This is a genomic window from Pseudomonas sp. LBUM1679, assembly GCF_059695565.1.
The window spans coordinates 1,643,801-1,669,951 of record NZ_CP166774.1 but is presented as its reverse complement, the minus strand read 5'-3'; the positions used below and the strand labels follow the sequence as shown (position 1 = coordinate 1,669,951).

24 protein-coding genes are annotated in these 26,151 nt (G+C 61.7%); 19 read left to right on the top strand and 5 right to left on the bottom strand.

The window, feature by feature from the left end; genetic code table 11:
* The 3 genes from ACA062_RS07680 to greB are packed head-to-tail and all read left to right on the top strand — an operon-like array spanning window position 1 to window position 3,720.
* Window positions 1–684, top strand: coding sequence for an ABC transporter ATP-binding protein (locus ACA062_RS07680; RefSeq protein ID WP_128871799.1), 684 nt, complete (start codon window positions 1–3; stop codon window positions 682–684).
* A complete protein-coding gene (locus tag ACA062_RS07675; protein ID WP_497455854.1) occupies window positions 684–3,188 on the top strand; it encodes an ABC transporter permease in 2,505 nt (834 codons plus the stop codon). Before ACA062_RS07680 ends, ACA062_RS07675 begins: the two co-directional genes overlap by 1 nt.
* A 34-nt stretch (window positions 3,189–3,222) precedes the next feature.
* Entirely contained in the window at window positions 3,223–3,720 is a 498-nt protein-coding gene (gene greB, locus ACA062_RS07670; RefSeq protein ID WP_028619975.1) for a transcription elongation factor GreB, read from the top strand.
* Window positions 3,721–3,738: 18 nt separating this feature from the next.
* On the opposite strand, the gene ACA062_RS07665 is transcribed toward greB, so the two are convergent.
* The 3 genes from ACA062_RS07665 to ACA062_RS07655 form a co-directional block, all read right to left on the bottom strand.
* Window positions 3,739–4,047: a class I SAM-dependent methyltransferase gene (locus tag ACA062_RS07665; RefSeq protein ID WP_128871797.1), complete on the bottom strand. Its 309-nt coding sequence runs from the start codon at window positions 4,045–4,047 to the stop codon at window positions 3,739–3,741.
* A 1,087-nt stretch (window positions 4,048–5,134) separates the two neighbouring features.
* Window positions 5,135–5,569 carry a DoxX family protein gene (locus tag ACA062_RS07660; RefSeq protein WP_128871796.1) on the bottom strand — a complete coding sequence of 145 codons (435 nt, stop codon included), beginning with the start codon at window positions 5,567–5,569 and terminating at the stop codon, window positions 5,135–5,137.
* A 105-nt stretch (window positions 5,570–5,674) separates the two neighbouring features.
* Entirely contained in the window at window positions 5,675–7,096 is a 1,422-nt protein-coding gene (locus ACA062_RS07655) for an MltF family protein (RefSeq protein ID WP_497455853.1), read from the bottom strand.
* Between the two features lie 230 nt (window positions 7,097–7,326).
* Here ACA062_RS07655 and ACA062_RS07650 point away from each other — a divergent pair, with 230 nt between their 5' ends.
* Window positions 7,327–8,133 carry a TatD family hydrolase gene (locus tag ACA062_RS07650; RefSeq protein ID WP_497455852.1) on the top strand — a complete coding sequence of 269 codons (807 nt, stop codon included), beginning with the start codon at window positions 7,327–7,329 and terminating at the stop codon, window positions 8,131–8,133.
* Between the two features lie 171 nt (window positions 8,134–8,304).
* Here the strand turns inward: ACA062_RS07650 and ACA062_RS07645 are convergent, their stop codons facing one another.
* Entirely contained in the window at window positions 8,305–9,525 is a 1,221-nt protein-coding gene (locus ACA062_RS07645) for an acyl-CoA dehydrogenase (protein WP_497455851.1), read from the bottom strand.
* A gap of 227 nt (window positions 9,526–9,752) precedes the next feature.
* Between ACA062_RS07645 and ACA062_RS07640 the strand changes: the two genes are divergently transcribed.
* A complete protein-coding gene (locus ACA062_RS07640; protein ID WP_497455850.1) occupies window positions 9,753–10,676 on the top strand; it encodes a LysR family transcriptional regulator in 924 nt (307 codons plus the stop codon).
* 161 nt (window positions 10,677–10,837) lie between these two features.
* Here the strand turns inward: ACA062_RS07640 and ACA062_RS07635 are convergent, their stop codons facing one another.
* Window positions 10,838–11,512 carry an alpha/beta family hydrolase gene (locus ACA062_RS07635; protein WP_497455849.1) on the bottom strand — a complete coding sequence of 225 codons (675 nt, stop codon included), beginning with the start codon at window positions 11,510–11,512 and terminating at the stop codon, window positions 10,838–10,840.
* Window positions 11,513–11,606: 94 nt separating this feature from the next.
* On the opposite strand from ACA062_RS07635, the gene ccoN (ACA062_RS07630) reads away from it, so the two are divergent.
* The 14 genes from ccoN (ACA062_RS07630) (at window position 11,607) to hemN (ending at window position 26,077) form a co-directional block, all read left to right on the top strand.
* Complete coding sequence (gene ccoN / locus ACA062_RS07630) at window positions 11,607–13,031, top strand: cytochrome-c oxidase, cbb3-type subunit I (protein ID WP_497455848.1); 1,425 nt, start codon at window positions 11,607–11,609, stop codon at window positions 13,029–13,031.
* A gap of 10 nt (window positions 13,032–13,041) precedes the next feature.
* On the top strand, window positions 13,042–13,650 hold the full coding sequence (gene ccoO / locus ACA062_RS07625; RefSeq protein WP_403138571.1) for a cytochrome-c oxidase, cbb3-type subunit II: 609 nt from the start codon (window positions 13,042–13,044) through the stop codon (window positions 13,648–13,650).
* 21 nt (window positions 13,651–13,671) lie between these two features.
* Window positions 13,672–13,872, top strand: coding sequence for a cbb3-type cytochrome oxidase subunit 3 (locus ACA062_RS07620; RefSeq protein ID WP_170206212.1), 201 nt, complete (start codon window positions 13,672–13,674; stop codon window positions 13,870–13,872).
* Window positions 13,869–14,822: a cytochrome-c oxidase, cbb3-type subunit III gene (gene ccoP / locus ACA062_RS07615; protein WP_497455847.1), complete on the top strand. Its 954-nt coding sequence runs from the start codon at window positions 13,869–13,871 to the stop codon at window positions 14,820–14,822. The genes ACA062_RS07620 and ccoP (ACA062_RS07615) overlap by 4 nt, the downstream gene beginning before the upstream one ends.
* 482 nt (window positions 14,823–15,304) lie before the next feature.
* The gene (gene ccoN, locus ACA062_RS07610) at window positions 15,305–16,747 is read left to right on the top strand and encodes a cytochrome-c oxidase, cbb3-type subunit I (RefSeq protein ID WP_497455846.1); all 1,443 of its coding nucleotides are present in this window, start codon (window positions 15,305–15,307) and stop codon (window positions 16,745–16,747) included.
* Window positions 16,747–17,355: a cytochrome-c oxidase, cbb3-type subunit II gene (ccoO, locus tag ACA062_RS07605; RefSeq protein ID WP_018925301.1), complete on the top strand. Its 609-nt coding sequence runs from the start codon at window positions 16,747–16,749 to the stop codon at window positions 17,353–17,355. The genes ccoN (ACA062_RS07610) and ccoO (ACA062_RS07605) overlap by 1 nt, the downstream gene beginning before the upstream one ends.
* A gap of 5 nt (window positions 17,356–17,360) precedes the next feature.
* Complete coding sequence (locus ACA062_RS07600; RefSeq protein ID WP_003175465.1) at window positions 17,361–17,546, top strand: CcoQ/FixQ family Cbb3-type cytochrome c oxidase assembly chaperone; 186 nt, start codon at window positions 17,361–17,363, stop codon at window positions 17,544–17,546.
* Window positions 17,543–18,526, top strand: coding sequence for a cytochrome-c oxidase, cbb3-type subunit III (gene ccoP / locus ACA062_RS07595; protein ID WP_497455845.1), 984 nt, complete (start codon window positions 17,543–17,545; stop codon window positions 18,524–18,526). The genes ACA062_RS07600 and ccoP (ACA062_RS07595) overlap by 4 nt, the downstream gene beginning before the upstream one ends.
* Before the next feature lie 490 nt (window positions 18,527–19,016).
* The gene (gene ccoG / locus ACA062_RS07590) at window positions 19,017–20,429 is read left to right on the top strand and encodes a cytochrome c oxidase accessory protein CcoG (RefSeq protein WP_497455844.1); all 1,413 of its coding nucleotides are present in this window, start codon (window positions 19,017–19,019) and stop codon (window positions 20,427–20,429) included.
* Between the two features lie 11 nt (window positions 20,430–20,440).
* Window positions 20,441–20,980 carry a FixH family protein gene (locus ACA062_RS07585; protein ID WP_497455843.1) on the top strand — a complete coding sequence of 180 codons (540 nt, stop codon included), beginning with the start codon at window positions 20,441–20,443 and terminating at the stop codon, window positions 20,978–20,980.
* Between the two features lie 125 nt (window positions 20,981–21,105).
* The gene (locus ACA062_RS07580) at window positions 21,106–23,559 is read left to right on the top strand and encodes a heavy metal translocating P-type ATPase (RefSeq protein ID WP_497455842.1); all 2,454 of its coding nucleotides are present in this window, start codon (window positions 21,106–21,108) and stop codon (window positions 23,557–23,559) included.
* A 23-nt stretch (window positions 23,560–23,582) separates the two neighbouring features.
* On the top strand, window positions 23,583–23,801 hold the full coding sequence (ccoS, locus tag ACA062_RS07575) for a cbb3-type cytochrome oxidase assembly protein CcoS (RefSeq protein ID WP_042932684.1): 219 nt from the start codon (window positions 23,583–23,585) through the stop codon (window positions 23,799–23,801).
* Window positions 23,794–24,477, top strand: coding sequence for a sulfite exporter TauE/SafE family protein (locus ACA062_RS07570; protein WP_497455841.1), 684 nt, complete (start codon window positions 23,794–23,796; stop codon window positions 24,475–24,477). The genes ccoS and ACA062_RS07570 overlap by 8 nt, the downstream gene beginning before the upstream one ends.
* A 217-nt stretch (window positions 24,478–24,694) precedes the next feature.
* Complete coding sequence (gene hemN / locus ACA062_RS07565) at window positions 24,695–26,077, top strand: oxygen-independent coproporphyrinogen III oxidase (protein WP_497457377.1); 1,383 nt, start codon at window positions 24,695–24,697, stop codon at window positions 26,075–26,077.
* Window positions 26,078–26,151 lie beyond the last annotated feature (74 nt).

The window sequence follows — 26,151 nt, the reverse complement described above, 5'->3', positions numbered from 1 at the left end:
ATGGGCGCAAGCATTCTCACCGCGAAGAACCTCAGCAAAGTGGTGTCCAGCGCGGAAGGTGAACTGACTATCCTGCACGAACTCAGCCTGGAACTGAACAAGGGCGACAGCCTGGCCATCGTCGGCGCCTCCGGTTCCGGCAAATCCACCCTCCTCGGCCTGCTGGCCGGCCTCGACCTGCCGAGCAGTGGCGAAGTCACCCTGGCCGGGCAGGGCCTGAGCCAACTCGATGAAGACCAGCGCGCCCGCATCCGTGCCGAACATGTTGGTTTTGTGTTTCAATCCTTCCAGCTGCTCGACAGTCTCAACGCCCTGGAAAACGTCATGCTGCCGCTGGAACTCGACGGTCGCAAAGACGCCCGTGAGCGCGCCACCGAACTGCTGCAACGGGTCGGTCTTGGCCAGCGCCTGAGCCACTCGCCACGCCAGCTCTCCGGTGGTGAACAGCAGCGCGTGGCCATCGCCCGCGCCTTTGCCGCAGAACCGGATGTGTTGTTCGCCGACGAACCCACCGGCAATCTCGACAGCCACACGGGCGAACGCATCAGTGACCTGCTGTTCGAACTCAACCAGGAAAGGGGCACGACCCTGGTGCTGGTGACCCACGACGAACGCCTGGCACATCGCTGCCGGCGCCTGATCCGCCTTGAAGCCGGCCTGCTGGTCGCCCCTCTGGAGCCTTGATGGCACGCCTGCCGCTGCTGCGCCTGTTCAGCCTCGCCATCCGCCAACTGCTGCGCGACGCCCGCGCCGGTGAATTGCGGGTATTGTTCTTCGCCCTGCTGGTGGCCGTGGCGTCAAGTACCGCCATTGGCTACTTCGGTGCCCGCCTGAACGGCGCCATGATGCTGCGCGCCACCGAGTTCCTCGGCGCCGACCTGCTGCTCGAAGGCAGCTCGCCGGCGCGCCCCGAACAGATCAGGAGCGGCGTGGAGCTGGGCCTGGAACACGCGCAGGTGGTGGAGTTTTCCAGCGTCATCGCCACCGACAACGGCATCCAGCTCTCCAGTATCAAAGCCGCCGACGCCGTCTACCCGCTGCGCGGCGAACTGAAAAGCACCCCCGCGCCCTTTGCCGCGGAAGAAGTAGGTGGCGGCCCGAAACCCGGCGAAGCCTGGGTCGAAGGACGCCTGCTGACCGCGCTGGACCTGAAGATCGGCGACAGCATCGACGTCGGCATGAAAACCCTGAAACTGGCGCGCGTACTGACCTACGAACCCGACCGTGCCGGCAACTTCTACAGTCTTACGCCGCGCGTACTGATCAACCTCAGTGACCTCGCGGCGACCGGCGTGGTGCAACCCGGCAGCCGGGTCAGCTACCGCGAACTCTGGCGCGGCAAAGCCGAGGCGCTGGAAACCTATCGGCAACTGATCAAGCCCGGGCTGGCCCCCAACCAGCGCATACAGGATGCCCGCGACGGCAACCGGCAGATCGGCGGCGCCCTGGGCAAGGCCGAACGTTACCTGAACATGGCCAGCCTGGTGGCGGTGCTGCTGGCCGGTGTGGCGGTGGCGTTGTCGGCGACGCGCTTCGCTACGCGGCGATTCGATGCCAGCGCCTTGTTGCGCTGCCTGGGGCTGTCCCGTCGGGAAACCCTGGTGCTGTTCAGTTTGCAGCTGACGGTGCTCGGGCTCCTCGCCAGTATCATCGGCGCCTTTATCGGCTGGCTGGCGCAGCTCGGCCTGTTCGCCTTGCTGCATGATCTGGTGCCGACTGATGTGCCCCCGGGCGGCCTGTTTCCGGGCATCGCCGGGATCGGCACCGGGTTGGTGGCGCTGGCCGGTTTTGCCTTGCCGCCGCTGGCGGCGCTGGGTCGGGTGCCACCCTTGCGGGTATTGCGGCGGGACATGCTGCCGATTCCCACCAGCACCTGGATGGTCTACGGTGCGGCGTTGGGCGCCCTCGGCCTGATCATGTGGCGCCTGAGCCTGGACCTGCTGCTGACCTTTGCCCTGCTCGGCGGCGGTGTGATCGCCGCGCTGGTGCTGGGCGGTTTGCTGTTGCTGCTGCTCAAGAGCCTGCGCCGAATGCTCGCGCGCGCGTCCTTGCCGTGGCGCCTCGGGCTGGGCCAGTTGCTGCGCCATCCGCTGGCCGCCGCGGGTCAAGCCCTGGCCTTCGGTCTGATTCTGCTGTCCATGGCATTGATCGCCCTGTTGCGCGGCGAATTGCTGGATACCTGGCAGAACCAGTTGCCAAAAAACGCGCCGAACTATTTCGCGCTGAACATTCTGCCGGCGGACAAGCAGGCCTTCACCGATCGATTGATCGAACTGTCGGCACAGTCGGCACCCTTATACCCGGTGGTGCCGGGGCGACTGATCAGCATCAATGGCGAGCCGGTGCAGGACATCGTCAGCAAGGATTCGGCCGGTGACCGGGCGATCCAGCGCGACCTGAGCCTGACCTGGGCGGCGGACCTGCCGCCGGGCAACACGCTTACCGCCGGCAACTGGTGGCCCGGACAAGCGCCGGATGAGATTCCCGGCGTATCGGTGGAAGGCAAGGTCGCCGAAAGCCTCAAGCTCAAGCTGGGCGATCACATGGTGTTCACCGTCGGCGGGGTCAATCGCGAAGCGAAAGTCACCAGCCTGCGAGACATCAATTGGGACAACTTCCAGCCAAACTTCTTCATGATCTTCCAGCCCGGCACCCTCAAGGATTTGCCGGCGACCTACCTGACCAGTTTCTATCTGGCGGCCGGTCATGATCAGCAGATCGTCGACCTGTCCCGGTCCTTCCCGGCGGTGACGATTCTGCAAGTCGAAGCCCTGCTCGCGCAGTTGCGCAGCATCCTCGCCCAGGTCACCCTGGCGGTGGAGTACGTGCTGTTGTTCGTGTTGGCGGCGGGAATGGCGGTGTTGTTCTCCGGCCTGCAAGCGACGCTGGACGAGCGCATTCGCCAAGGTGCCTTGTTGCGGGCGCTGGGGGCCGAGCGGCAGTTACTGGTCAAGGCCCGACGCATCGAGTTCGGTTTGCTTGGTGCAGTCAGCGGCTTGTTGGCGGCGTTGGGCTCGGAGCTGGTGAGCCTGGTGCTTTACCGCTACGCCTTCGACCTGCCCTGGCACCCGCATCCGTGGCTGCTGGTGCTGCCGCTGATCGGCGCCGTGCTGATCGGTGGCGCCGGTGTCTTCGGTACTCGTCGCGCCTTGAATGCCAGCCCCCTGACAGTCTTGCGCGAGGGTTGATAGACTCAAGCCTTCTCCACCACAAGAAGTTGCCATGAGCCGTTATCGCCCTCCCCGCACTGCCGGCACCGCGCTGATCACCCCCGAGGGTGAAGCGCGGATGCGGGCCGAGTTCCATGAGCTCTGGCATGTGCGCCGCCCGCAGGTCACGCAGTCGGTCAGCGAAGCCGCGGCCCAGGGCGATCGCTCGGAGAACGCCGAGTACACCTATGGCAAGAAAATGCTGCGCGAGATCGACAGTCGCGTGCGCTTTCTCACCAAGCGGCTGGAAGCGCTCAAGGTGGTCAGCGAGAAGCCGAGCGACCCGAACAAGGTCTATTTTGGCGCCTGGGTCACCATTGAAGACGAGGACGGCAAACAATCGCGTTATCGCATCGTCGGGCCGGATGAGCTTGATTTAAAGCAGGGGCTGATCAGCATCGACTCACCGCTGGCCCGTGCTCTGATCGGCAAGGCACTGGACGCGGAAGTTCGGGTCCAGACGCCTACCGGCGAGCAGTGTGTGTATATCGTGGCGATCGACTATCCCTGAGTCGCAGCGCCATGAACTTCAGCGGCGGGTAATCAGCCCTTGTCTGGCAACGCGGGTCAGTTGCCTGATCACTTCGGGGGCGTCTTCAATGCTGGGTGATTGAATCACCGCCAGATCAAAGCTGTCGCTGGCAAATCGGGCCAGGGACTCGCCGTCTTCGACAAACTGGATCAGGAAGGCTGCAGGCCCGCCGGTGCGACGTGGCCAGCCATCGAGATAGCGCAGGAGCGTCGGCTGATGTTTGCCGCCCAGCAGGATTTTTGGATTGCGCTGGGTCAGATGGGCCGTGATCGGCGCGGGGCGTATAACGGGGCTTAGTGCATTCATCGTGTCGTGTCTCTGCCTCAAAAAGTCTGCATGGCAGGTGAGAGGCAACACCGAACCAGCGCTTTAGCGGTATTTCGAAGCTTGCTGCAAGCTTCTGTCGGCAACTGAATGAGTTACCTGGCGCCCCGCAAGTAGCTGTTTAAATCGGCGCATGAGCAGCATCCTAGAGAAGCTGACCGGAGGGTGTCAAGAATGACGCGCAACAAAAAACCGGCTGCGCGATGGGGATGTGGGAGTACATATCCGTTTCATCGGTAACGGCGACTTAGGGTTTCGCCCTTACGGCGAGTCACTTGGAAAAGCCCCAAGTAACCAAGGGCTCTTGCCCCTTTCGTTCGGTGCCTCGCCTAGGCTCGGCATGCCCTCGCTCCGGTCCTGCTCCGTGGGCCCGCCGCGATCGGCCATCCATGGCCGTGCGCGGCTAACCCGGCATCCATGCCGGGTTGCCCACTGCGCAGAACCTCCACTCGGCCTCTCGAGGGGGCGCACACCGCAAAAGCAAAGCGAGGCGGCCTACCGGCCGGCCTATCCTTCAAGCGCACGCGTTCCCCTGTAGGAGCTGCCGCAGGCTGCGATCTTTTGATCTTTGCTGCGGATCAGGCACCGCGCAATCATGTTGAAGATCAAAAGATCGCAGCCTGCGGCAGCTCCTATGTGGGTCTGCGTACATCTGACAGAGATTGGTCGGCTGGCAGGTCATCTTCGCTGGCAAGCCAGCTCCTACAATGGATAGGCGTACACCGACGCTCCTCACCACTCATCAGGCCGAGCGTTAGCTCGCCTGCAGCGCTTGATCTTGATCCACCCGCCCCTTCGGGAGGCTGAGTGGAGGTGTTCATCCGGGGAGTGGCGCGCAGCGCCGTTCGACGCAGTCGAACACGCTGCATGTAGGTCGTCGCGAAGCAGACCGGAGGGCAGTGTCCCCGGATGAATACCGGAGCGAAGGAACGCCGAGCCTTAGCGAGGGGCCGGACGCCGGGGCGAGCCTTTTTGGTTCCTTTTGTGGCGTTTGACAAAAGGGACTCGCTGTAAGAGCGAAACCGTCAGCGGCCGTTACCGCAGAAACGGATATGTACACGGAAAACGATCAACCAGCGATAGCACGATCAACCGACAGCTTGCCCGCACCTTCGATCAACACCGCAATGCTGCCGCCCAGCAACGCCAGGGCGAACTCATACCCGTTATTGGCCATGAACAGCCCATTACCAATATGCACAGTGAAAATCGCGACCAGCGACAGGAAGGTCAGACCCAGAGCAGCCGGGCGTGCCAGCAAGCCAATGATCAATGCCAGACCGCCGAAGAACTCGGTCCCGCCCGCCAGCGTCGCCATCACATAGCCTGGCGTCAGACCGATGCTCTCCATGTACTGCGCCGTACCCGCCAGCCCATAACCACCAAACGCACCGAACAGTTTCTGCGAACCGTGGGCCGCGAAGATGATGCCAACGAAAATCCGCAGGACAGTCAGGCCATAGCCGGCGCGGGTAAACAGTACCTTGTTGATCAGTGTGCTCATGCTGTGTCATCCATTCTGGGGTTGTGTGTGGGTTGGCCGCTATATTAATCAGTAAATATCATGTTAAAAGCGCAATAAATCCGCCATAACAATCAGTTTATTCGATCATTTACGCGAGACAACCTTCTGCCCCCCGGGCTCCAACGACTCCCGCTCCCGATCGAACGCCAGGTAATACTTGTTCACGCTATTAACATAGCTGACGGCGCCCATTCCCACCTGCTCCATGGCGATGCGTTCCACCTGGAAGAACCATTGATTGGGATTCAAGCCCCGGCGACGTGCCTCGGCACGCATGCCTTGCACACGCTCCGGCCCCATGTTGTAGGCCGCCAGCACAAACGCCATGCGCTCGCGCTCGTTGAGTTTGGGGCTGGAAAAGAATTTGCGACGGATCAAGGCCAGGTACTTGGCCCCGGCCTGCACATTGGCATCGAGGTTCTGAATATTGTTGACCCCAACCCGCTGGGCCGCAGAAGGGGTGATCTGCATCAGGCCGGTGGGGCCGCTGCCGCTGCGGGCATTGGGTTGCAGGGACGACTCCTTGAACGCCAGCGCCGCCAGGTTCAGCCAGTCCATGCCTTGGGCATCAGCGTGTTTCTGCAGCACCGGTCGCAGTTTTTCCAGGCGCTGTCGATCAGCCTTGGCCAAGGGATAGTGCACTCGATACAAGCGTCGATAGGTCCGCAGGAACGCGACGTCCTGATCCGATGGCTTCTTGTAGCCGGTCAGGAAGCGATCGATGCTCGCGCGCAACATCGAAGCATCGCGGCGCACGAACCAGTACTCTTCGCCCGGCTCGCTGATGAGCACCTGGCGATCAAAACGCAACTTGGGCAGGATCTTGCCCCAGCGCTCGGCAATCGGTTGTTCGACGATGGTCAGGTGAAAAATCCCGCCCTGGACCATCTCCAGCACATCCTCGACCGCCAGGCTGGGGTCGACCCACTCGATCTTCACCGGCGCCAGCTTGTGCAGCGCCAGCTTCTGATTGATCTGACTGACCGCATCGCCGGCGGCACTGCCGGTGGGCAGCGCCAGGGTTTTGCCCGAGAGTTGTTCAAGACGGGTGTAGCGTCGCTCGCCCTTGATACCGACCAGCAGCAAGGGTACGTTGCTCGAAACCGGGGCACTGGTGCTGACGGCGTAGCCTGGTCGCAGATCGAGCAGTTCCCCAGGCGCCACCAGATCCCCCTCACCGCGCTGCAGCGCACCGAGCAATTGATCCTTGGCCTTGGGAATGATCTTGAGGGTGATTTCCTGACCGTCTCGGGCGTGACCGTTGAGGTATTGCTCGAAGGCGCGCAGGCGATGGTATTCGACGCCAATGGACTGGCCCTGGACTTCGCCGGAGCTGTTGCGGCTCTGATTGACCAGCACCCTCAGCACCCGGCTGCTGCGGATGTCCGCCAGATCGCGGACCTTGGCTGCCGGCACGGCTTGCAGCGGCCCGGCCAGGCGCGCAACCGCCGGCATCGGCAGCAGCAACGAACAACACAGCAGTAGCAAAACCGAGGGACGAATCATCCGCTCTCCGCAAAGAATACCGGGTCGATCGTTTTCACGAGATCGAACGACAGAAACAGAGCGCTCTGAGCGCTGACAAGGTGCCGAAAACTGGCACAGTGATGGCACATCGACCAGCCGGACCTGTCTCTCGGCCTCAAGAGACAGCAATAACCCGTTGTAGTTCTTGGTTTTTCTTTATAAATCTGCAGCTCTGATATGCTTTCCGGCCTTTGGTCCGAGGTAGCACCATGCAACTCATCGATATCGGCGTCAACCTGACCAACCCCAGTTTTGCCGACAAACACCAGGCGGTACTCGACCGAGCCTACGCGGCCGGGGTCTGCCAAATGGTGCTCACCGGGACCAGTGTCGAGGGCAGCGAACAGGCGCTGGAGCTGTGTCGCCAGCTGGATGACACGGCGCAACGCCTGTTCGCCACCGCCGGTATTCATCCGCACTCGGCCAGTGACTGGAACGCCGACAGCGACCGGCAACTGCGTAGCTTGCTCAGGGAGCCGAATGTGGTGGCCGTGGGTGAATGCGGACTGGATTTCAACCGCGATTTCTCGCCGCGTCCGCAGCAGGAAAAAGTCCTCGAAGAACACCTGGCGATGGCGGTCGAGCTACAAATGCCGGTATTCCTCCACGAACGCGATGCCAGTCAGCGTTTGCTGGAGATCCTGCGTGATTACCGCGATCAGTTGCCCGCCGCGGTAGTGCATTGCTTCACCGGCGAAAAAAAGGCCCTGTTCAGCTACCTGGATCTGGATTTGCACATCGGCATCACCGGCTGGATTTGTGACGAGCGCCGGGGTACGCACCTGCATCCGTTGGTGAAGGAAATCAAGCGCGGGCGCTTGATGCTGGAGAGCGATGCGCCGTACCTGTTACCGCGCAGTTTGCGGCCCAAGCCGAAAAACGGGCGCAACGAGCCGGCGTATCTCACCGAAGTGTTGCGTGAAGTGGCGCTGCACCGTGGGGAAAGCGAGGAAGACCTGGCGGCTCACAGCACGGCGTGTGCGCGGGCGTTCTACGGGCTGCCGACGGTATTGTAGGAGCGAGCTTGCTCGCGAAGAACCTGAGAGCGCCACGGGGTTTCAGGTTTCCAGCGTTATCGTTAACGACCATCGCTGTAGGAGCGAGCTTGCTCGCGAAGAACCTGAGAGCGCCGCGGGGTGTCAGGTTTCCAGCGTTATCGTTAACGATCATCGCGAGCGAGCTTGCTGCTACACCATCATTGCCTTTGGCACGTACTTGCCGATCTCGAACTTGCCGATCGCCGCGCGGTGCACTTCGTCCGGGCCATCGGCCAGGCGCAGGGTGCGTTGCATCGCGTACATGTAGGCCAGCGGGAAATCGTTGGACACCCCTGCCCCGCCATGGATCTGGATCGCCCGGTCGATCACCCGCAAGGCGACGTTCGGCGCCACCACCTTGATCTGCGCGATTTCGCTCTTCGCAATTTTATTGCCGACCGTGTCCATCATGTACGCGGCCTTCAATGTCAGCAGGCGCGCCATGTCGATCTCCATCCGCGAATCGGCGATCTTGTCGATGTTACCGCCCAGGCGTGCCAGGGGCTTGCCAAACGCCGTACGGTTCACCGAGCGCTTGCACATCAGTTCCAGCGCACGCTCAGCCATGCCGATCGAACGCATGCAGTGGTGAATCCGGCCAGGGCCAAGGCGACCCTGGGCGATTTCGAAGCCGCGGCCTTCACCCAACAGAACGTTTTCGTACGGCACCCGGACATTGTCGAACAGCACTTCGGCGTGACCGTGAGGGGCATCGTCGTAACCGAACACCGGCAACGGGCGCACGATTTTTACCCCCGGGGTATCCACCGGCACCAGAATCATCGAGTGCTGGGCATGGCGCGGTGCGTCCGGATTGCTCAGGCCCATGAAGATCAGGATCTTGCAGCGCGGATCGCAGGCACCCGAGGTCCACCATTTCTTGCCGTTGATCACCCACTCGTCGCCATCGCGCACGGCGCGGGCGGCCATGTTGGTGGCGTCGGAGGACGCCACGTCCGGCTCGGTCATGGCAAACGCCGAGCGAATTTCGCCGCGCAGCAAGGGTTCGAGCCAGCGTTGCTTCTGTTCTTCGTTGGCGTAACGCACCAGCACTTCCATGTTGCCGGTGTCCGGCGCGGAGCAGTTGAACGGTTCCGGCCCCAGCAGCGACCGGCCCATGATTTCCGCCAGCGGCGCGTATTCCAGGTTGCTCAGGCCGGCGCCGAGTTCCGACTCGGGAAGAAACAAATTCCACAGCCCTTCAGCCTTGGCCTTGAGTTTGAGCTCCTCCATGATTGCCGTCGGCTGCCAGCGATCGCCCTCGGCAACCTGGCGCTCGAACACGGCTTCGGCAGGATAAACGTAGGAGTCCATGAACGCGGTCACGCGCTCACGCAGTTCTTGCACCTTGGGCGAATAAGCGAAATCCATGGGCAGCTCTACCTATTGACAGGGGGTTTTGATGAGTTGTTCAGGTCATGCAATCGATGCTAGAACAGCTACGAAAATTTACCTAGCCTATTCTCGGCGTGTATTAACATTCATCACCGATATATGATCGACTGATCGTCAAGGCCTCCCAGCCCCCATAAACGCCCCTATAACCGCCCTATAACACCGTTCCGATAACACCGCCCCTATAACAAGAGTGCAGCGCAATGAATCTGAGCAAGGTCGACCTCAATCTTTTCATCGTCTTCGATGCGATCTACACCGAAGCCAACCTGACCCGGGCCGGGCAGATCGTCGGGATCACTCAACCGGCGGTGTCCAACGCTCTGGCTCGCCTGCGTGAGACCTTCAACGATCCGTTGTTCGTGCGCACCGCCCAGGGCATGGTCCCGACACCGATGGCCCAGAACATCATCGGCCCGGTACGCAACGCCCTCTCCCTGCTGCGGGTCTCGGTGCAGGAAAGCCGCATCTTCAATCCATTGCAGGCGGTCAAGACCTACCGCATCAGCATGACCGACCTCACCGAAGCGGTGATTTTGCCGCCCCTGTTCCAGCGCCTGCGTCGCCTGGCCCCCTCGGTGATCATCGAGAGCTTCCTGTCCAAGCGCCGCGAAACCACCAAGGATCTGGCGGCCGGGCGCCTCGACTTCGCCGTCGATGCGCCGCTCAACACCGACCCACAGGTGCGCCATGTCAAGTTGATGGAAGACCGCTACGTGTGTGCCATGCGCAAGGGGCATCCGCTGGCTGGCAAGGAAAAATTCAGCCTCGATGACTACCTCTCCCTGACCCACATCCATATCTCCAGCCGTCGCAGCGGTCTGGGCCATGTCGATCTGGCACTGGGCAAGATGGGCATCCAGCGCAAGATCGCCCTGCGCTCCCAGCATTACCTGATGGCCTCGCAAGTGTTGCAGCAGACTGACATGGTCATGACCGTGCCGGAGCGCTTCGCCCGCCGCCATGACTTGTACTCGGTGAACTTGCCGGTCAACGACGTACCATCAGTGGAAACCCACCTCTACTGGCACGAAAGCACCGACCAGGACCCGGCCAACCGCTGGATGCGCGAGCAGATGATCGAACTGTGCCAGCAGGTGACGGCCCATGAGAAGAAGCCCCTGTAGGAGCGAGCTTGCTCGCGAAAAACCTGCAGGCGACGCGTTTTTCCAGGCAGCACGCGTCATCGTTCACGTCCATCGCGAGCAAGCTCGCTCCTACAGGGGACAGGTACAGGGGCACGGCGAGGGCAGCATCCCGACGATGGGATCCCGAGCGCAGCGAAAGCTCACAGAAACGCGGCAACCTGGCTCGCCGCTGCCGCCAAATGCTGTTCATGAGTAAACCCCGAAGCCTTCAGCGGCTTTAAATCATGATCCCCCGCCGGCATCCAGAACACTTCGATGCCCGGCGCCAGCCTGTAGGCCTCAACCGCCTCACGATTGCCCAGCGCATCCCGCTCCCCCTGAACGATCAACGTGCGCGTTTTCAATCCGGCCAAATGCTCGACCCGCGGCTTCTCCGGCTTGCCGACCGCATAAAACGGATACCCCAGGCACACCAACGCATCCACCCCCAGTTCATCCGCCAATAGACTGGCCATACGCCCGCCCATGGACTTGCCGCCAATGGCCAGGCGCCCAGCGACATGGCGTCGCACCACGGCATAGACCTCACGCCAGCACTCCAGCAGTCTGGGTGCCGGGTTCGGTGGACGTTTGCCGCCATCCAGCCGCCGCTGCGCCATGTATGGAAACTCGAACCGCAACACGTTGACGCCTTGAGCCGCAAGGCGTGCAGCCATGTCGTTCATCCAGCCACTGTCCATTGGCGCACCGGCGCCGTGGGCGAGAATCAGCGTCGCCGATGCCGGCACCGAAGCGGCATTCCACAACCATCCGTGGTCGCGCACACACTGCGCCCATTGATCCCCGTCAATACTGGCCTTGTGCTCTTTGCCCATGATTGCCTCGCTTTTAGTCTGCCTATAACTCCAGGCGAAGCGAGCGTTGCCTTGCGCATACGCCTCACTTCGGCTGAACCGTGGATGGGGAACCATGAACACTTCAATCAGTACCGCCTACAACTACAAGGTGGTCCGCCAATTCGCCATTATGACGGTGGTGTGGGGCATCGTCGGCATGGGACTCGGGGTTTTTCTCGCAGCCCAATTGGTCTGGCCGGAACTCAACTTCGATTTGCCGTGGACCAGTTTCGGCCGCCTGCGCCCGTTGCACACCAACGCCGTGATCTTCGCCTTCGGCGGCTGCGCCCTGTTCGCCAGTTCGTTCTATTCGGTGCAACGCACCTGCCAGACCCGATTGTTTGCACCGAAAATCGCCGCGTTCTGCTTCTGGGGCTGGCAAGTGGTGATCCTGCTGGCGGCCATCAGCCTGCCGCTGGGTTACACCAGTTCCAAGGAATACGCCGAACTGGAATGGCCGATCGACATCCTGATCACCATCGTCTGGGTGGCCTACGCCGTGGTGTTCTTCGGCACGATCATGCAGCGCAAGACCAAACACATCTACGTTGGTAACTGGTTCTTCGGCGCATTCATCATCACCGTGGCGATTCTGCACATCGTCAACAACCTTGAACTGCCGGTGAGTTTCACCAAGTCCTATTCGGTATACGCCGGTGCCACCGATGCCATGGTGCAGTGGTGGTACGGGCACAACGCCGTAGGCTTTTTCCTCACCGCCGGCTTCCTCGGCATGATGTATTACTTCGTGCCGAAGCAGGCCGAACGCCCGGTGTATTCCTATCGCCTGTCGATCGTGCACTTCTGGGCGCTGATCACCCTGTACATCTGGGCCGGCCCGCACCACTTGCACTACACCGCGCTGCCGGACTGGGCGCAGTCGCTGGGCATGGTGATGTCGCTGATCCTGCTGGCACCGAGCTGGGGCGGGATGATCAACGGCATGATGACGCTCTCCGGCGCCTGGCATAAGTTGCGCAGCGACCCGATTCTGCGCTTCCTCGTGGTGTCGCTGGCGTTCTACGGCATGTCGACCTTCGAAGGGCCGATGATGGCGATCAAGACGGTGAACGCCCTCTCCCACTACACCGACTGGACCATCGGCCACGTGCACGCCGGCGCCCTCGGCTGGGTGGCCATGATCTCGATCGGCGCGCTGTACCACATGATCCCGAAAATCTTCGGCCGCACGCAGATGCACAGCATCGGCCTGATCAACGCGCACTTCTGGCTCGCCACCATCGGCACCGTGCTCTACATCGCGTCGATGTGGGTCAACGGCATCGCCCAGGGCCTGATGTGGCGCGCGGTCAATGCAGACGGCACGCTGACCTACTCCTTCGTCGAAACCCTGGTGGCCAGCCATCCCGGCTTCGTCGTGCGACTGGTGGGTGGCGCGATCTTCTTCAGCGGCATGTTGCTGATGGCCTACAACACCTGGCGCACCGTGCGGGCCTCGCAGCCCGCCGAAGTCGCCGCTGCTGCGCAGATCGCCTGAGGAGGCCGCCATGAAACACGAAACAATCGAGAAAAACGTCGGCCTGCTGATGTTGCTGATGGTGCTGGCCGTGAGCATTGGCGGCCTGACTCAAATCGTCCCGCTGTTCTTCCAGGACGTGACCAATAAACCGGTGGAAGGCATGAAGCCCTACACCGCGCTGCAACTGGAAGGTCGCGACATCTACATCCGCGAAGGCTGCGTCGGTTGCCATTCGCAGATGATCCGGCCGTTCCGCGCCGAGACCGAACGCTACGGCCACTACTCGGTAGCCGGTGAAAGCGTCTGGGATCACCCGTTCCTGTGGGGTTCGAAACGTACCGGTCCGGACCTGGCCCGAGTCGGCGGTCGTTACTCCGAAGACTGGCACCGCGCGCACTTGTACAACCCGCGCAACGTGGTGCCGGAATCGAAAATGCCCGGCTATCCGTGGCTAGTGGCCAATCAACTCGACAGCAGCCACACCGAAAGCAAGATCAAGGCGATGCGCACCCTCGGCGTTCCGTACACCGACGACGACATCGCCGGCTCGGTCGCCTCGCTCAAGGGCAAGACCGAAATGGACGCCCTGGTCGCTTACCTGCAAGTGCTCGGCACATCCATCAAGAGCAAGAGGTGAGCCATGGCCATGCCCTTTGAAATCGTAAGCGAAATGAGCAGTGGAATGATCCGCGGCCTGGGCACGGTCGTGGTGTTCGTGGCCTTCGTCGGCCTGACGCTGTGGGTGTTCAACAGCAAGCGCAATCCGGAATTCGCCGAAGCGCGTTTGCTGCCGTTCGCCGATGAACCCCTATCCGACGACGCCACCCAAGAACCTGAAACAAGGAGTACCCGGCCATGACCACCTTCTGGAGTACGTGGATCTGCGTACTGACCATCGGCAGCCTGATCGGCCTGACCTGGCTGCTGATCGGCACTCGCAAGGGCGAAACCAAGGGCAGCGTCGACCAGACCATGGGCCACAGCTTCGACGGCATCGAGGAGTACGACAATCCGCTGCCGCAGTGGTGGTTCATGCTGTTCGCCGGCACCCTGGTGTTCGCCGTGGGTTATCTGGTGCTGTACCCGGGCCTGGGCAACTGGAAAGGCATTCTGCCGGGTTACGAGGACGGTTGGACCGGCGTCCACGAGTGGGAAAAGGAGATGAACAAGGCCGATGCGAAGTTCGGGCCGATCTTCGCCAGATTCGCGGCGATGCCCGTGGAAGAAGTGGCCGCGGACCCGCTAGCGTTGAAAATGGGCGGTCGCCTGTTTGCCTCCAATTGCGCGGTCTGCCACGGCTCGGATGCCAAGGGCGCTTTTGGCTTCCCGAACCTGGCTGACAATAGCTGGCGCTGGGGCGGCAACGCCGACACCATCAAAACCACAATCATGGGCGGCCGCATGGCCGCGATGCCGGCCTGGGGTGAAATCCTTGGTGATGCGGGTGTGAAAAACGTTGCCGCCTATGTACGCCATGAACTGGCCGGCCTGCCGTTGCCGGCTGACAGCGGCGCCGACCTGCATGCCGGACAGCAAGCGTTCAGCACGATGTGCGTAGCCTGTCATGGGGCAAACGGCCAGGGCACTGAAGCCATGGGCGCGCCGAATCTGACGCAACCGGCCGGTTTTATCTACGGTACAAGCCTCGCGCAACTGCAACAGACTGTTCGTCATGGCCGCCAAGGCCATATGCCGGCGCAGATCGAACTGCTCGGCAACGACAAGGTGCAACTGCTGGCCGCTTACGTTTACAGCCTGTCTCACGGGCTGAATACCGAGCGTTTGCAGGCTGAAGGCAAACACGAATAAATCTCGACCTCTCTGCTGCCGCATTCTCCCGGATGCGGCAGTTCCCTGCCCCTTTGCGACCAAGTGTCGCACCCCTCCGTTAGTCCTCCTTTCGGTTCCCCAGATTCGGGTCTAAGCTTCCTCGATGCGGACTGGCATGAGCCGGTTCCAGGTCGACCCAACCCGATGTGTTCGACGAATCTGCTCGATGACAAGCCGCAAAGGCTGGTAGATACCGGCTGTCGTGCCAATTGCCATCTGTCACCCGATCGTTGTGTTTGAACACACCCCGTTACATCCGACCTGACCCCCTCACCATTTTCGTCTGCTGCGACATTTTGCCCATGGGCAATTTTGTCCTTACGCGGCGCATGGAAAGGCCGCAGAATCAGCTTTTGAAAGCATTGACCCAGGTCATGGCGCGTTGCAATGACCCCCCGCTTTCTCCATACTTGCGGCCGATTTTTACTCCTAATAAAACACCCAAACCGTGGAACCTTAGAATGAGCACAGCAATCAGTCCGACTGCTTATAACTATAAGGTAGTCCGCCAGTTCGCCATCATGACGGTGGTCTGGGGGATCCTTGGCATGGGGCTCGGTGTCTTCATCGCCTCGCAACTGGTCTGGCCGGAGTTGAACTTCGGTCTGCCATGGACGAGCTTTGGACGCCTGCGCCCGTTGCACACCAACCTGGTGATTTTCGCCTTCGGTGGTTGTGCACTGTTTGCCACTTCTTATTACGTCGTGCAGCGAACCTGCCAAACGCGACTGATTTCCGACAGCCTCGCCGCCTTCACCTTCTGGGGTTGGCAAGCGGTGATCGTCGGCGCGATCGTTACCTTGCCGCTGGGTTACACCACCACCAAGGAATACGCGGAACTGGAATGGCCCCTGGCTATTCTGCTGGCCATCGTCTGGGTTACTTACGGTCTGGTGTTCTTCGGCACCATTACCAAGCGCAAAACCAAGCACATCTATGTGGGTAACTGGTTCTACGGTGCCTTCATCGTGGTGACGGCGATGCTGCACATCGTCAACCACGCGTCCCTGCCGGTCAGCTTCTTCAAGTCCTACTCGGCGTACGCCGGTGCGACTGACGCGATGATCCAGTGGTGGTACGGCCACAACGCGGTCGGGTTCTTCCTGACCACCGGCTTCCTGGGGATGATGTACTACTTCGTTCCGAAGCAGGCCGAGCGTCCGATCTACTCCTATCGTCTGTCGATCGTGCACTTCTGGGCGCTGATCACCTTGTACATCTGGGCCGGTCCGCACCACCTGCACTACACCGCACTGCCGGACTGGGCTCAGTCGCTGGGCATGGCGATGTCGATCATCCTGCTGGCGCCAAGCTGGGGCGGCATGATCAACGGTATGATGACCCTGTCGGGCGCCTGGCATAAGCTGCGCACCGACCCGATCCTGCGCTTCCTCGTTGTATCGCTGGCGTTCTACGGCATGTCGACCTTCGAAGGCCCGATGATGGCCATCAAGACCGTCAACTCGCTGTCGCACTACACCGACTGGACCATCGGCCACGTACACGCCGGTGCTCTTGGCTGGGTGGCGATGATCTCGATCGGCGCGATCTACCACATGATCCCGAAACTGTTCGGTCGCGCGCAGATGCACAGCATCGGCCTGATCAACACGCACTTCTGGCTCGCGACCATCGGTACCGTTCTGTACATCGCTTCGATGTGGGTCAACGGCATCACCCAGGGTCTGATGTGGCGTGCAATCAACGATGACGGCACCCTCACCTACTCGTTCGTCGAAGCGCTGCAAGCCAGCCATCCTGGTTTCATCGTTCGCGCCCTGGGCGGTGCGTTCTTCGCCAGCGGCATGCTGTTCATGGCCTACAACGTATGGCGTACCGTACGTGCCTCGAACCCGGCTGAAGCCAAAGCCGCTGAACAGATTGCTGTAGTTGGAGCTCACTGATGAAGCATGAAGCAGTCGAGAAGAATATTGGCCTGCTGGCCTTCTTCATGGTTATCGCCGTCAGCATCGGCGGCCTGACCCAGATCGTTCCGCTGTTTTTCCAGGACGTCACCAACAAGCCGGTCGAAGGCATGAAGCCTCGCACCGCCCTTGAACTGGAAGGCCGCGACATCTACATCGCCAACGGTTGTGTCGGCTGCCACTCGCAGATGATCCGCCCGTTCCGTGCTGAAACCGAACGTTACGGCCACTACTCGGTTGCCGGTGAAAGCGTCTGGGACCACCCGTTCCTGTGGGGTTCCAAGCGTACCGGTCCGGACCTGGCCCGTGTCGGCGGTCGTTACTCCGATGACTGGCAGCGTGCGCACTTGTACAACCCGCGCAACGTGGTGCCTGAGTCGAAAATGCCGGCCTACCCGTTCCTCGTGGAAAACAAGCTCGACGGCAAAGACACCGCCAAGAAAATGGAAGTCTTGCGCACGCTCGGCGTCCCTTACACCGACGAAGACATCGCCGGCGCCAAGGATGCTGTGAAGGGCAAAACCGAAATGGACGCGCTGGTGGCCTATCTGCAAGGCCTGGGCACCATCATCAAAAGCAAACGGTGATTTAGATGGATATCGGGATGATTCGTGGCCTGGGCACCGTTGTTGTGATGGTGGCCTTCATCGGTCTGGCGTTATGGGTGTTCAGCCCCAAGCGCAAGTCGGAGTTTGAAGACGCGACCTTGCTGCCTTTCGCGGATGATCCCGAAGCCATCAAGCACGTCGAGCAAGCTTCTAGGAGTAACAAAGAATGACTACGTTCTGGAGTCTGTACGTCACAGTCCTCAGTCTCGGCACGATCTTCGCCCTGACCTGGCTGCTGCTGTCCACCCGCAAGGGCCAGCGCAGCGAAGCCACCGAAGAAACGGTTGGCCACTCCTTCGACGGGATCGAGGAGTACGACAACCCACTGCCAAAATGGTGGTTCATGCTGTTCGTGGGCACCATCATTTTCGCCCTGGGCTACCTGGTGCTGTACCCGGGCCTGGGCAACTGGAAAGGCCTGCTGCCGGGTTACAACTACCTCGATAACGACAAGCAGACTGCGTTCGCCAACGGCCAGACCGGCTGGACCGGCGTTCACGAGTGGGAAAAGGAAATGGCCAAGTCGGACGCCAGGTTCGGCCCGATCTTCGCCAAGTTCTCGTCCATGCCCATCGAAGAAGTGGCCAAGGATCCGCAAGCCCTGAAGATGGGTGGCCGCCTGTTCGCCTCCAACTGCTCGGTCTGCCACGGTTCCGACGCCAAAGGCGCCTATGGCTTCCCTAACCTGACCGACGCCGACTGGCGCTGGGGCGGCGAAGCGGAAACCATCAAGACCACCATCATGGGCGGTCGTCACGCGGTGATGCCGGCGTGGGCCGAAGTGATCGGCGAGCAAGGCGTGTCTGACGTTGCCGCGTTCGTGCTGACCAACCTCGATGGCCGCAAGCTGCCGGAAGGCGCCAAGGCCGACCCGGTGGCCGGGCAGAAACTGTTCGCGGCCAACTGCGTGGCCTGCCACGGGCCGGCAGGCAAAGGGACGCCAGCCATGGGCGCCCCTGACCTGACCCACCCGGGTGCGTTCATCTATGGCTCGAGCTTCGCTCAGCTGCAGCAGACCATCCGTTACGGCCGTCAGGGCCAGATGCCTGCGCAGGAACAGCTGCAAGGCAACGACAAGGTCCACCTGCTGGCCGCTTACGTCTACAGCCTGTCTCACGGTGAGAAGGCTCCGGCGCAAGACGCCCAGTAACGCTTGATGCAGTAAAAAACGGCCCCGCCAGTGAGAATTGGCGGGGCCGTTTTGTTTGGGGCCCAGGTTAGACCGGTGGGAGCTGCCGAAGGCTGCGAACTTTTGATCTTGATTTTCAGCGCATTTGAAGACGCCACAAGATCAAGATCAAGATCAAGATCAAGATCAAGATCAAGATCAAGATCAAGATCAAGATCAAGATCAAAAGATCGCAGCCTTCGGCAGCTCCTACATGGGAAATCGGAATCATCCCGTGCATTGTGGAAATGGGAGGACACAGGATCACCCGCCCCAGCCCAGAATCTCGTCCATAATTCATAAGTCAATTGATTCAAGTCATTACACGGTCAGTTGATTTCCACCAATGTGACCAAAGGTCGCACCCTTGAGCCAGAGCGACAGGCGTATCATTGCGCCACTGCTACACCCTTTTTGACCGCGGTCGGCATGTACTGACCGGGGCATTTTTCCACTGCCGTGGGATGCAATGATGAGCAACCAGATTCCGGTACACGACGTTACCCCGCCTGCCAAAAACTCCAACAGCGTCGACCTCTACGCCTCACGGGAAAAGATCTACACCCGCGCCTTCACCGGCCTGTTCCGCAACCTGCGGATGATGGGCGGTGCCGGGCTGTTCCTGCTGTATTTCGGTACGGTCTGGCTGAACTGGGGTGGCCACCAGGCCGTCTGGTGGAACCTGCCGGAGCGCAAGTTCTTCATTTTTGGCGCGACCTTCTGGCCCCAGGACTTCATCCTGCTTTCGGGGATCCTGATCGTCAGCGCCTTCGGCCTGTTCTTCATCACCGTGTACGCCGGGCGGGTCTGGTGTGGCTATACCTGCCCGCAGAGTGTCTGGACCTGGATTTTCATGTGGTGCGAAAAGGTCACCGAAGGCGACCGCAACCAGCGCATCAAGCTCGACAAGGCGCCGATGAGCGCCAACAAGTTCCTGCGCAAGTTCAGCAAACACGCGATGTGGCTGTTGATCGGCTTCGTCACCGGCATGACCTTCGTCGGCTACTTCTCGCCGATCCGCGAACTGACCATCGACTTCTTCACCGGCGCAGCCGATGGCTGGTCGTACTTCTGGGTCGGCTTCTTCACCCTCGCCACCTATGGCAACGCCGGCTGGTTGCGTGAACAGGTGTGCATCTACATGTGCCCCTACGCACGCTTCCAGAGCGTGATGTTCGACAAGGACACCCTGATCGTGTCCTACGACCCGCGCCGTGGTGAATCCCGCGGCCCGCGCAAGAAAGGCGTCGACTACAAGGCCATGGGCCTGGGTGATTGCATCGACTGCACCATGTGCGTCCAGGTCTGCCCGACGGGTATCGACATCCGCGATGGCCTGCAGGTCGAATGTATTGGCTGTGCCGCCTGCATCGATGCCTGCGACAGCATCATGGACAAGATGGACTACCCGCGCGGCCTGATCAGCTACACCACCGAACACAACCTGTCCGGGCAAAAAACCAATAAACTGCGGCCCCGCCTGCTCGGCTATGCCACGGTGCTGCTGGCGATGATCGCCTTGCTGGTGACCGCGTTCTTCATGCGATCGCTGGTCGGCTTTGACGTCAGCAAGGACCGCGTGCTGTACCGCGAGAACGCCGAAGGCCGGATCGAGAACGTCTACAGCCTGAAGATCATGAACAAGGACCAGCGCGACCACACCTACCTGCTGGAAGCCACTGGCCTGCCGGACCTCAAGCTGCAAGGCAAGCGCGAGATCAAGGTCGCCGCCGGGGAGATTTTCAGCCAGCCGGTCGAGTTGTCCAGCGCACCGGAACAACTGCCGTCGAGTACCAACGAGGTGAAGTTCATCCTCAAGGACGCCGATGACGCCAGCATCCACGTTGAAGCCAAGAGCCGATTCATCGGCCCACAAATTCGTTGAGAGAAGTGACCATGCCCGCAGCAACTGCCACAAGTCCCTGGTACAAGCACCTTTGGCCGTGGATCATCATCGCCATCCTGGCCTGCTCGGTGACCCTGACCCTGTCCATGGTGACGATCGCGGTGAACAACCCGGACAACCTGGTCAACGATAACTACTACGAGGCCGGCAAGGGCATCAACCGTTCGCTGGACCGTGAACTGTTGGCCCAGACCCTGCTGTTGCGCGCCAGCGTTCATCTGGATGGCGTGACCGGTGAAGTCGATGTGCGCCTGAACGGCAACAGCGCACCGGCCACCCTGGAGCTGAACCTGATCTCGCCGACCCAGCCGGAGAAGGATCGCAAGATCACCCTCGCCCGCAGCGACACCGAACAGGGCCGCTACATTGGCCAGGTGAGCGACAAGGTCGAAGGCCGTCGCTTCGTGGAGTTGCTGGGGGTGCAGGATGAGAAGACCTGGCGTATGTTCGAGGAAGAACAGGTCAGTCATGACAAGGACCTGCTGCTGGGTGATGAACCGCTGCAAGGCGCCGAAGACCTGAAAAAATAAAATCGCGCTTCGCGCTTCGCTGGCAAGCCAGCTCCTACAGGATCACGCGAACCTTTGTAGGAGCTGGCTTGCCAGCGAAGAGGCCCTATCCGACGATAGATATCTGCGGTACTAGTGATAATTCCATGACCACCACGCCACTCCCCTGCTACCACTGCGCCCTGCCCGTCCCGGCCGGCAGCCGCTTCACCGCTGCCGTCCTCGGTGAAACCCGCGAGTTCTGCTGCCCGGGTTGCCAGGCCGTGGCCGAGGCGATTGTCGCCGGGGGCCTTGAAAGCTATTACCAACATCGCAGCGAAGCCTCGGCCAACCCCGAAGCCTTGCCCGTACAACTGGTGGACGAGCTGGCGTTGTACGACCGCGCCGACGTGCAACAACCCTTCGTTCGCCACGAAGGCGACCTCGCCGAAACCACGTTGTTGATCGAAGGCATCAGCTGCGCCGCCTGCGGCTGGCTGATCGAGAAACACCTGCGTGGCCTGCCGGCAGTGGCCGAAGCGCGCCTGAACCTGTCCAACCATCGCCTGCACGTCCGCTGGGCCGACGCGCAATTGCCGCTGAGCCGGGTACTAAGCGAATTGCGCCACATCGGTTACGTCGCACACCCCTATCAAGCCGACCGCGCCAGCGAACAACTGGCCAGTGAAAACCGCCTGGCCCTGCGCCAGCTCGGGGTCGCCGGCCTGCTGTGGTTCCAGGCGATGATGGCGACCATGGCCACCTGGCCGGAATTCAACATCGACCTCAGCCCCGAGCTGCACACCATCCTGCGCTGGGTCGCGCTGTTCCTCACCACGCCGATCGTATTCTACAGCTGTGCGCCCTTCTTCAAGGGCGCCATGCGCGACCTGCGCACCCGGCACTTGACCATGGACGTTTCGGTGTCGCTGGCGATCGGCAGCGCCTACATCGCCGGGATCTGGACCTCGATCACCGGGGTCGGCGAACTGTATTTCGATGCCGTCGGCATGTTTGCGCTGTTCCTGCTGGCCGGGCGCTACCTGGAACGTCGCGCCCGGGAGCGTACCGCCGCCGCCACCGCGCAGCTGGTCAATCTATTGCCCGCCTCTTGCCTGCGCCTGAGTGCTGACGGCCAGAGCGAGCGGATCCTGCTCAGCGAACTGCGCGTGGGCGATCACGTGCTGGTGCATCCCGGCGCGATCCTCCCGGCGGACGGCAAGATCCTCGACGGCCAGTCGAGCATCGACGAATCCCTGCTCACCGGCGAATACCTGCCGCAGTCACGGCGGCCGGGCGATGCAGTCACCGCTGGCACCCTGAACGTCGAGGGCGCGTTGACCGTGCAAGTGCTGGCTCTCGGCCAGGACACCCGATTGTCCGCCATCGTCCGCCTGCTGGACCGTGCCCAGGCCGAAAAGCCGCGACTGGCGGAAATTGCCGACCGCGCCGCGCAGTGGTTCCTGCTGCTGTCGCTGATTGCCGCCGCCGTCATCGGCCTGGTCTGGTGGGAACTGGATTCGTCACGGGCCTTCTGGATCGTGCTGGCGATGCTGGTTGCGACGTGCCCGTGCGCCTTGTCCCTGGCCACGCCGACCGCCCTCACCGCCGCCACCGGCACCCTGCACAAACTGGGGTTGTTGTTGACTCGCGGTCATGTGCTGGAGGGCCTGAACCAGATCGACACGGTGATTTTCGACAAGACCGGCACCCTCACCGAAGGCCGCCTGGCGTTGCGCTCGATCCGCCCGCTCGGCGCGCTCGACAGTGATCAATGCCTGAGTCTCGCCGCCGCCCTGGAAAACCGCTCCGAACACCCGATTGCCCGGGCATTCGGCCGGGCGCCGCTGGCCGCTGAAGAGGTCCACAGCACGCCGGGCCTGGGCCTCGAAGGATTGGTCGGTGAGCAACGCCTGCGCATCGGCCAGCCGGGTTTTGTCTGCGAACTCAGTGGCGCCGGCGCGCCGTCGATGCCCGATGAACCCGGTCAATGGCTGCTGCTCGGCGACAGCCTGGGGCCCCTGGCGTGGTTCGTCCTCGACGACCGTATGCGCAGCGACGCCCCCGCCTTGCTCGCCGCGTGCAAGGCCCGCGGCTGGCGCACGCTGCTGTTGTCCGGCGACAGCTCGCCGATGGTGGCCAGCGTGGCAGCGGAACTGGGCATCGACGAAGCCCGTGGCGGCTTGCGTCCGGACGATAAATTGCAGGTCTTGCAACAACTGCACAAGGAAGGGCGCAAGGTGTTGATGCTCGGTGACGGGGTCAACGACGTGCCGGTGCTGGCCGCCGCCGACATCAGCGTGGCGATGGGTTCGGCGACGGATCTGGCCAAGACCAGTGCCGATGCGGTGTTGCTGTCCAACCGGCTCGACGCACTGGTGCAAGCCTTCAGCCTGGCCCGGCGCACCCGCCGGGTCATCATCGAGAACCTGCTGTGGACCGGGCTGTACAATGGCCTCATGTTACCCTTCGCCGCCCTCGGCTGGATCACCCCGGTATGGGCCGCGGTGGGCATGTCCATCAGTTCGTTGACCGTGGTGCTGAACGCCCTGCGCCTGACTCGCCTGCCGAGCGCGCCTGCCGCCAGCACCCTGCCACAAACCCGCCCGCTGCCGGCCTGAGCCGCGCGGGCATGGAGTGACCCATGCCAGCTCTCTACGTGATGATCCCGGCCGCGCTGCTGATTGTGGCCATTGCGATCTACATTTTCTTCTGGGCGGTCGACAGCGGCCAGTACGACGATCTGGACGGCCCCGCCCACAGCATCCTGTTCGACGATCAGGACCCGAATCACCAGGCGGCGGTCGACGAGGCCAGCGGCCATCCGGCCAAACCGGACGACAAGGCGCCTCCGCATGCTTGAGTTGGCGCCCCTGCTGGTGTCTGCCGTCATTCTCGGCCTGCTCGGTGGCGGTCATTGCCTGGGGATGTGCGGCGGCTTGATGGGCGCGCTGACCCTGGCGATTCCCCAGGAGCAGCGCAGCCGACGCTTTCGGTTGCTGCTGGCCTATAACCTGGGACGAATTCTCAGCTACGGCGCTGCCGGCCTGCTGATCGGACTGGCCGGGTGGGCGGTGGCCAACAGCCCGGCCGCGATGTTCATGCGCGTCATCGCCGGATTATTGCTGATCGCCATGGGCCTGTACCTTGCCGGCTGGTGGAGCGGCCTGACCCGCATCGAAAGCCTCGGTCGCGGCCTGTGGCGGCACATCCAGCCGGTTGCCACCAGGCTGCTGCCAGTGTCGAGCCTGCCCCGCGCGTTGCTGCTGGGTGCGCTCTGGGGCTGGCTGCCGTGCGGACTGGTCTACAGCACGCTGCTGTGGTCGGCGAGTCAGGGCAATGCGCTGGACAGTGCGTTGCTGATGCTCGCATTCGGCCTGGGCACCTGGCCGGTGCTGCTGGCCACGGGGCTGGCGGCCGAGCGGGTCACGGCGCTGTTGCGAAAACGCAGCGTGCGCATGACGGGTGGCTTGCTGGTGATACTGTTTGGCATCTGGACCTTGCCGGGGCCGCATCAGCATTGGCTCATGGGGCATTAGATCGGCGGTGCGCCCATCGCGAGCAAGCTCGCTCCCACAGGGTCTTGGTTTGGAACACAGAACTGAGGCAATCCAAAATCCTGTGGGAGCGAGCTTGCTCGCGATGGGGCCCTCACTGCCCACACACCGACGACCTTTGATGCAAATCAAGATGCCCCTCCGCCCCGCCCACTAGACTCGCCAACACAGCCAGCCTATCCGGGGGAACGCCCGCATGATGCTCGACGCCATTCGTTGGGACACCGATCTGATCCGCCGTTATGACCTGGCGGGACCGCGCTACACTTCGTATCCGACGGCCCTGCAGTTCGACGGGCATGTCGGCAGCTTCGACCTGTTCCATGCCCTGCGTGACAGCCGCAAGGCCCAGCGGCCGTTGTCGCTCTATGTGCACGTGCCCTTCTGCGCGAACGTTTGCTACTACTGCGCCTGCAACAAAGTCATCACCAAGGACCGCGGGCGGGCCTTGCCCTACTTGCAGCGCCTGGAACAGGAAATCCAGCTGATCGGCTGCCACCTCGACCCGGCACAGACCGTCGAGCAGTTGCATTTCGGTGGCGGCACGCCGACGTTTCTCAGTCACGACGAACTGCGCCAGTTGATGGCCCGCTTGCGCAAAAGCTTCAACTTGCTGGAGGATGATTCCGGCGACTATGGCATCGAGATCGACCCTCGCGAAGCCGATTGGTCGACCATGGGCCTGCTCCGTGAACTGGGCTTCAATCGGGTCAGCATCGGCCTGCAGGACCTCGATCCGGCGGTGCAACGGGCGGTGAATCGCCTGCAAAGCCTGGAAGAGACCCGCGCGGTGATCGACGCCGCCCGCACCCTGCAATTTCGCTCGATCAACATTGACCTGATCTACGGCTTGCCGAAACAGACGCCCGACACCTTCGCGCACACGGTCGACGAAGTCATCGCGCTGCAACCCGACCGGCTGTCGGTGTTCAACTATGCGCACCTGCCGGAACGCTTCATGCCGCAGCGGCGCATCAACAGTGATGAACTGCCGACGCCGGCGCAGAAACTGGAGATGCTCCAGGGCACCATCCAACAACTGACCGCAGCCGGTTACCGCTACATCGGCATGGATCACTTCGCGCTGCCCGACGATGAACTGGCGATTGCCCAGGAAGAATCGACCCTGCAACGCAACTTCCAGGGCTACACCACCCACGGTCACTGCGACTTGATCGGCCTCGGCGTTTCGGCCATCAGCCAGATCGGCGACCTGTACTGCCAGAACAGCAGCGACCTGAACCAGTATCAGAACGCGCTGGCTTCCTCGCAACCAGCTACCAACCGGGGTCTGCTGTGCAATGCCGACGATCGTTTGCGACGGGCGGTCATCCAACAATTGATCTGCCATTTCAGCCTGGAATTCGCCCGGATCGAACACACCTTCAACATCGATTTTCAAGGTTATTTCGCCGAACTCTGGCCGCAATTGCAGCGCATGGCCGCGGACGGCCTGATCGAACTCGATAATGAAAAAATCAACGTACTGCCCGCAGGGCGGTTGCTGGTGCGTTCGGTGTGCATGGTGTTCGACGCCTATTTGGGCGAACAAAATCGCCAGCGTTTTTCACGGGTGATCTAGGCCTACGACAAAATCGCCAGGCGCTGGCCTGAATGTCCTCCCGTGAGTTACCCTTACGGCTTATGTGTGTTTTT

What these genes read in the sequence shown, in the direction of transcription:
- ACA062_RS07680 (WP_128871799.1), top strand. Translation starts at nt 1, where the DNA reads ATGGGCGCAAGCATTCTCACCGCGAAGAACCTCAGCAAAGTGGTGTCC.
- ACA062_RS07675 (WP_497455854.1), top strand. Translation starts at nt 684, where the DNA reads ATGGCACGCCTGCCGCTGCTGCGCCTGTTCAGCCTCGCCATCCGCCAA.
- greB (WP_028619975.1), top strand. Translation starts at nt 3,223, where the DNA reads ATGAGCCGTTATCGCCCTCCCCGCACTGCCGGCACCGCGCTGATCACC.
- ACA062_RS07665 (WP_128871797.1), bottom strand. Translation starts at nt 4,047, where the DNA reads ATGAATGCACTAAGCCCCGTTATACGCCCCGCGCCGATCACGGCCCAT.
- ACA062_RS07660 (WP_128871796.1), bottom strand. Translation starts at nt 5,569, where the DNA reads ATGAGCACACTGATCAACAAGGTACTGTTTACCCGCGCCGGCTATGGC.
- ACA062_RS07655 (WP_497455853.1), bottom strand. Translation starts at nt 7,096, where the DNA reads ATGATTCGTCCCTCGGTTTTGCTACTGCTGTGTTGTTCGTTGCTGCTG.
- ACA062_RS07650 (WP_497455852.1), top strand. Translation starts at nt 7,327, where the DNA reads ATGCAACTCATCGATATCGGCGTCAACCTGACCAACCCCAGTTTTGCC.
- ACA062_RS07645 (WP_497455851.1), bottom strand. Translation starts at nt 9,525, where the DNA reads ATGGATTTCGCTTATTCGCCCAAGGTGCAAGAACTGCGTGAGCGCGTG.
- ACA062_RS07640 (WP_497455850.1), top strand. Translation starts at nt 9,753, where the DNA reads ATGAATCTGAGCAAGGTCGACCTCAATCTTTTCATCGTCTTCGATGCG.
- ACA062_RS07635 (WP_497455849.1), bottom strand. Translation starts at nt 11,512, where the DNA reads ATGGGCAAAGAGCACAAGGCCAGTATTGACGGGGATCAATGGGCGCAG.
- ccoN (WP_497455848.1), top strand. Translation starts at nt 11,607, where the DNA reads ATGAACACTTCAATCAGTACCGCCTACAACTACAAGGTGGTCCGCCAA.
- ccoO (WP_403138571.1), top strand. Translation starts at nt 13,042, where the DNA reads ATGAAACACGAAACAATCGAGAAAAACGTCGGCCTGCTGATGTTGCTG.
- ccoP (WP_497455847.1), top strand. Translation starts at nt 13,869, where the DNA reads ATGACCACCTTCTGGAGTACGTGGATCTGCGTACTGACCATCGGCAGC.
- ccoN (WP_497455846.1), top strand. Translation starts at nt 15,305, where the DNA reads ATGAGCACAGCAATCAGTCCGACTGCTTATAACTATAAGGTAGTCCGC.
- ccoO (WP_018925301.1), top strand. Translation starts at nt 16,747, where the DNA reads ATGAAGCATGAAGCAGTCGAGAAGAATATTGGCCTGCTGGCCTTCTTC.
- ACA062_RS07600 (WP_003175465.1), top strand. Translation starts at nt 17,361, where the DNA reads ATGGATATCGGGATGATTCGTGGCCTGGGCACCGTTGTTGTGATGGTG.
- ccoP (WP_497455845.1), top strand. Translation starts at nt 17,543, where the DNA reads ATGACTACGTTCTGGAGTCTGTACGTCACAGTCCTCAGTCTCGGCACG.
- ccoG (WP_497455844.1), top strand. Translation starts at nt 19,017, where the DNA reads ATGAGCAACCAGATTCCGGTACACGACGTTACCCCGCCTGCCAAAAAC.
- ACA062_RS07585 (WP_497455843.1), top strand. Translation starts at nt 20,441, where the DNA reads ATGCCCGCAGCAACTGCCACAAGTCCCTGGTACAAGCACCTTTGGCCG.
- ACA062_RS07580 (WP_497455842.1), top strand. Translation starts at nt 21,106, where the DNA reads ATGACCACCACGCCACTCCCCTGCTACCACTGCGCCCTGCCCGTCCCG.
- ccoS (WP_042932684.1), top strand. Translation starts at nt 23,583, where the DNA reads ATGCCAGCTCTCTACGTGATGATCCCGGCCGCGCTGCTGATTGTGGCC.
- ACA062_RS07570 (WP_497455841.1), top strand. Translation starts at nt 23,794, where the DNA reads ATGCTTGAGTTGGCGCCCCTGCTGGTGTCTGCCGTCATTCTCGGCCTG.
- hemN (WP_497457377.1), top strand. Translation starts at nt 24,695, where the DNA reads ATGCTCGACGCCATTCGTTGGGACACCGATCTGATCCGCCGTTATGAC.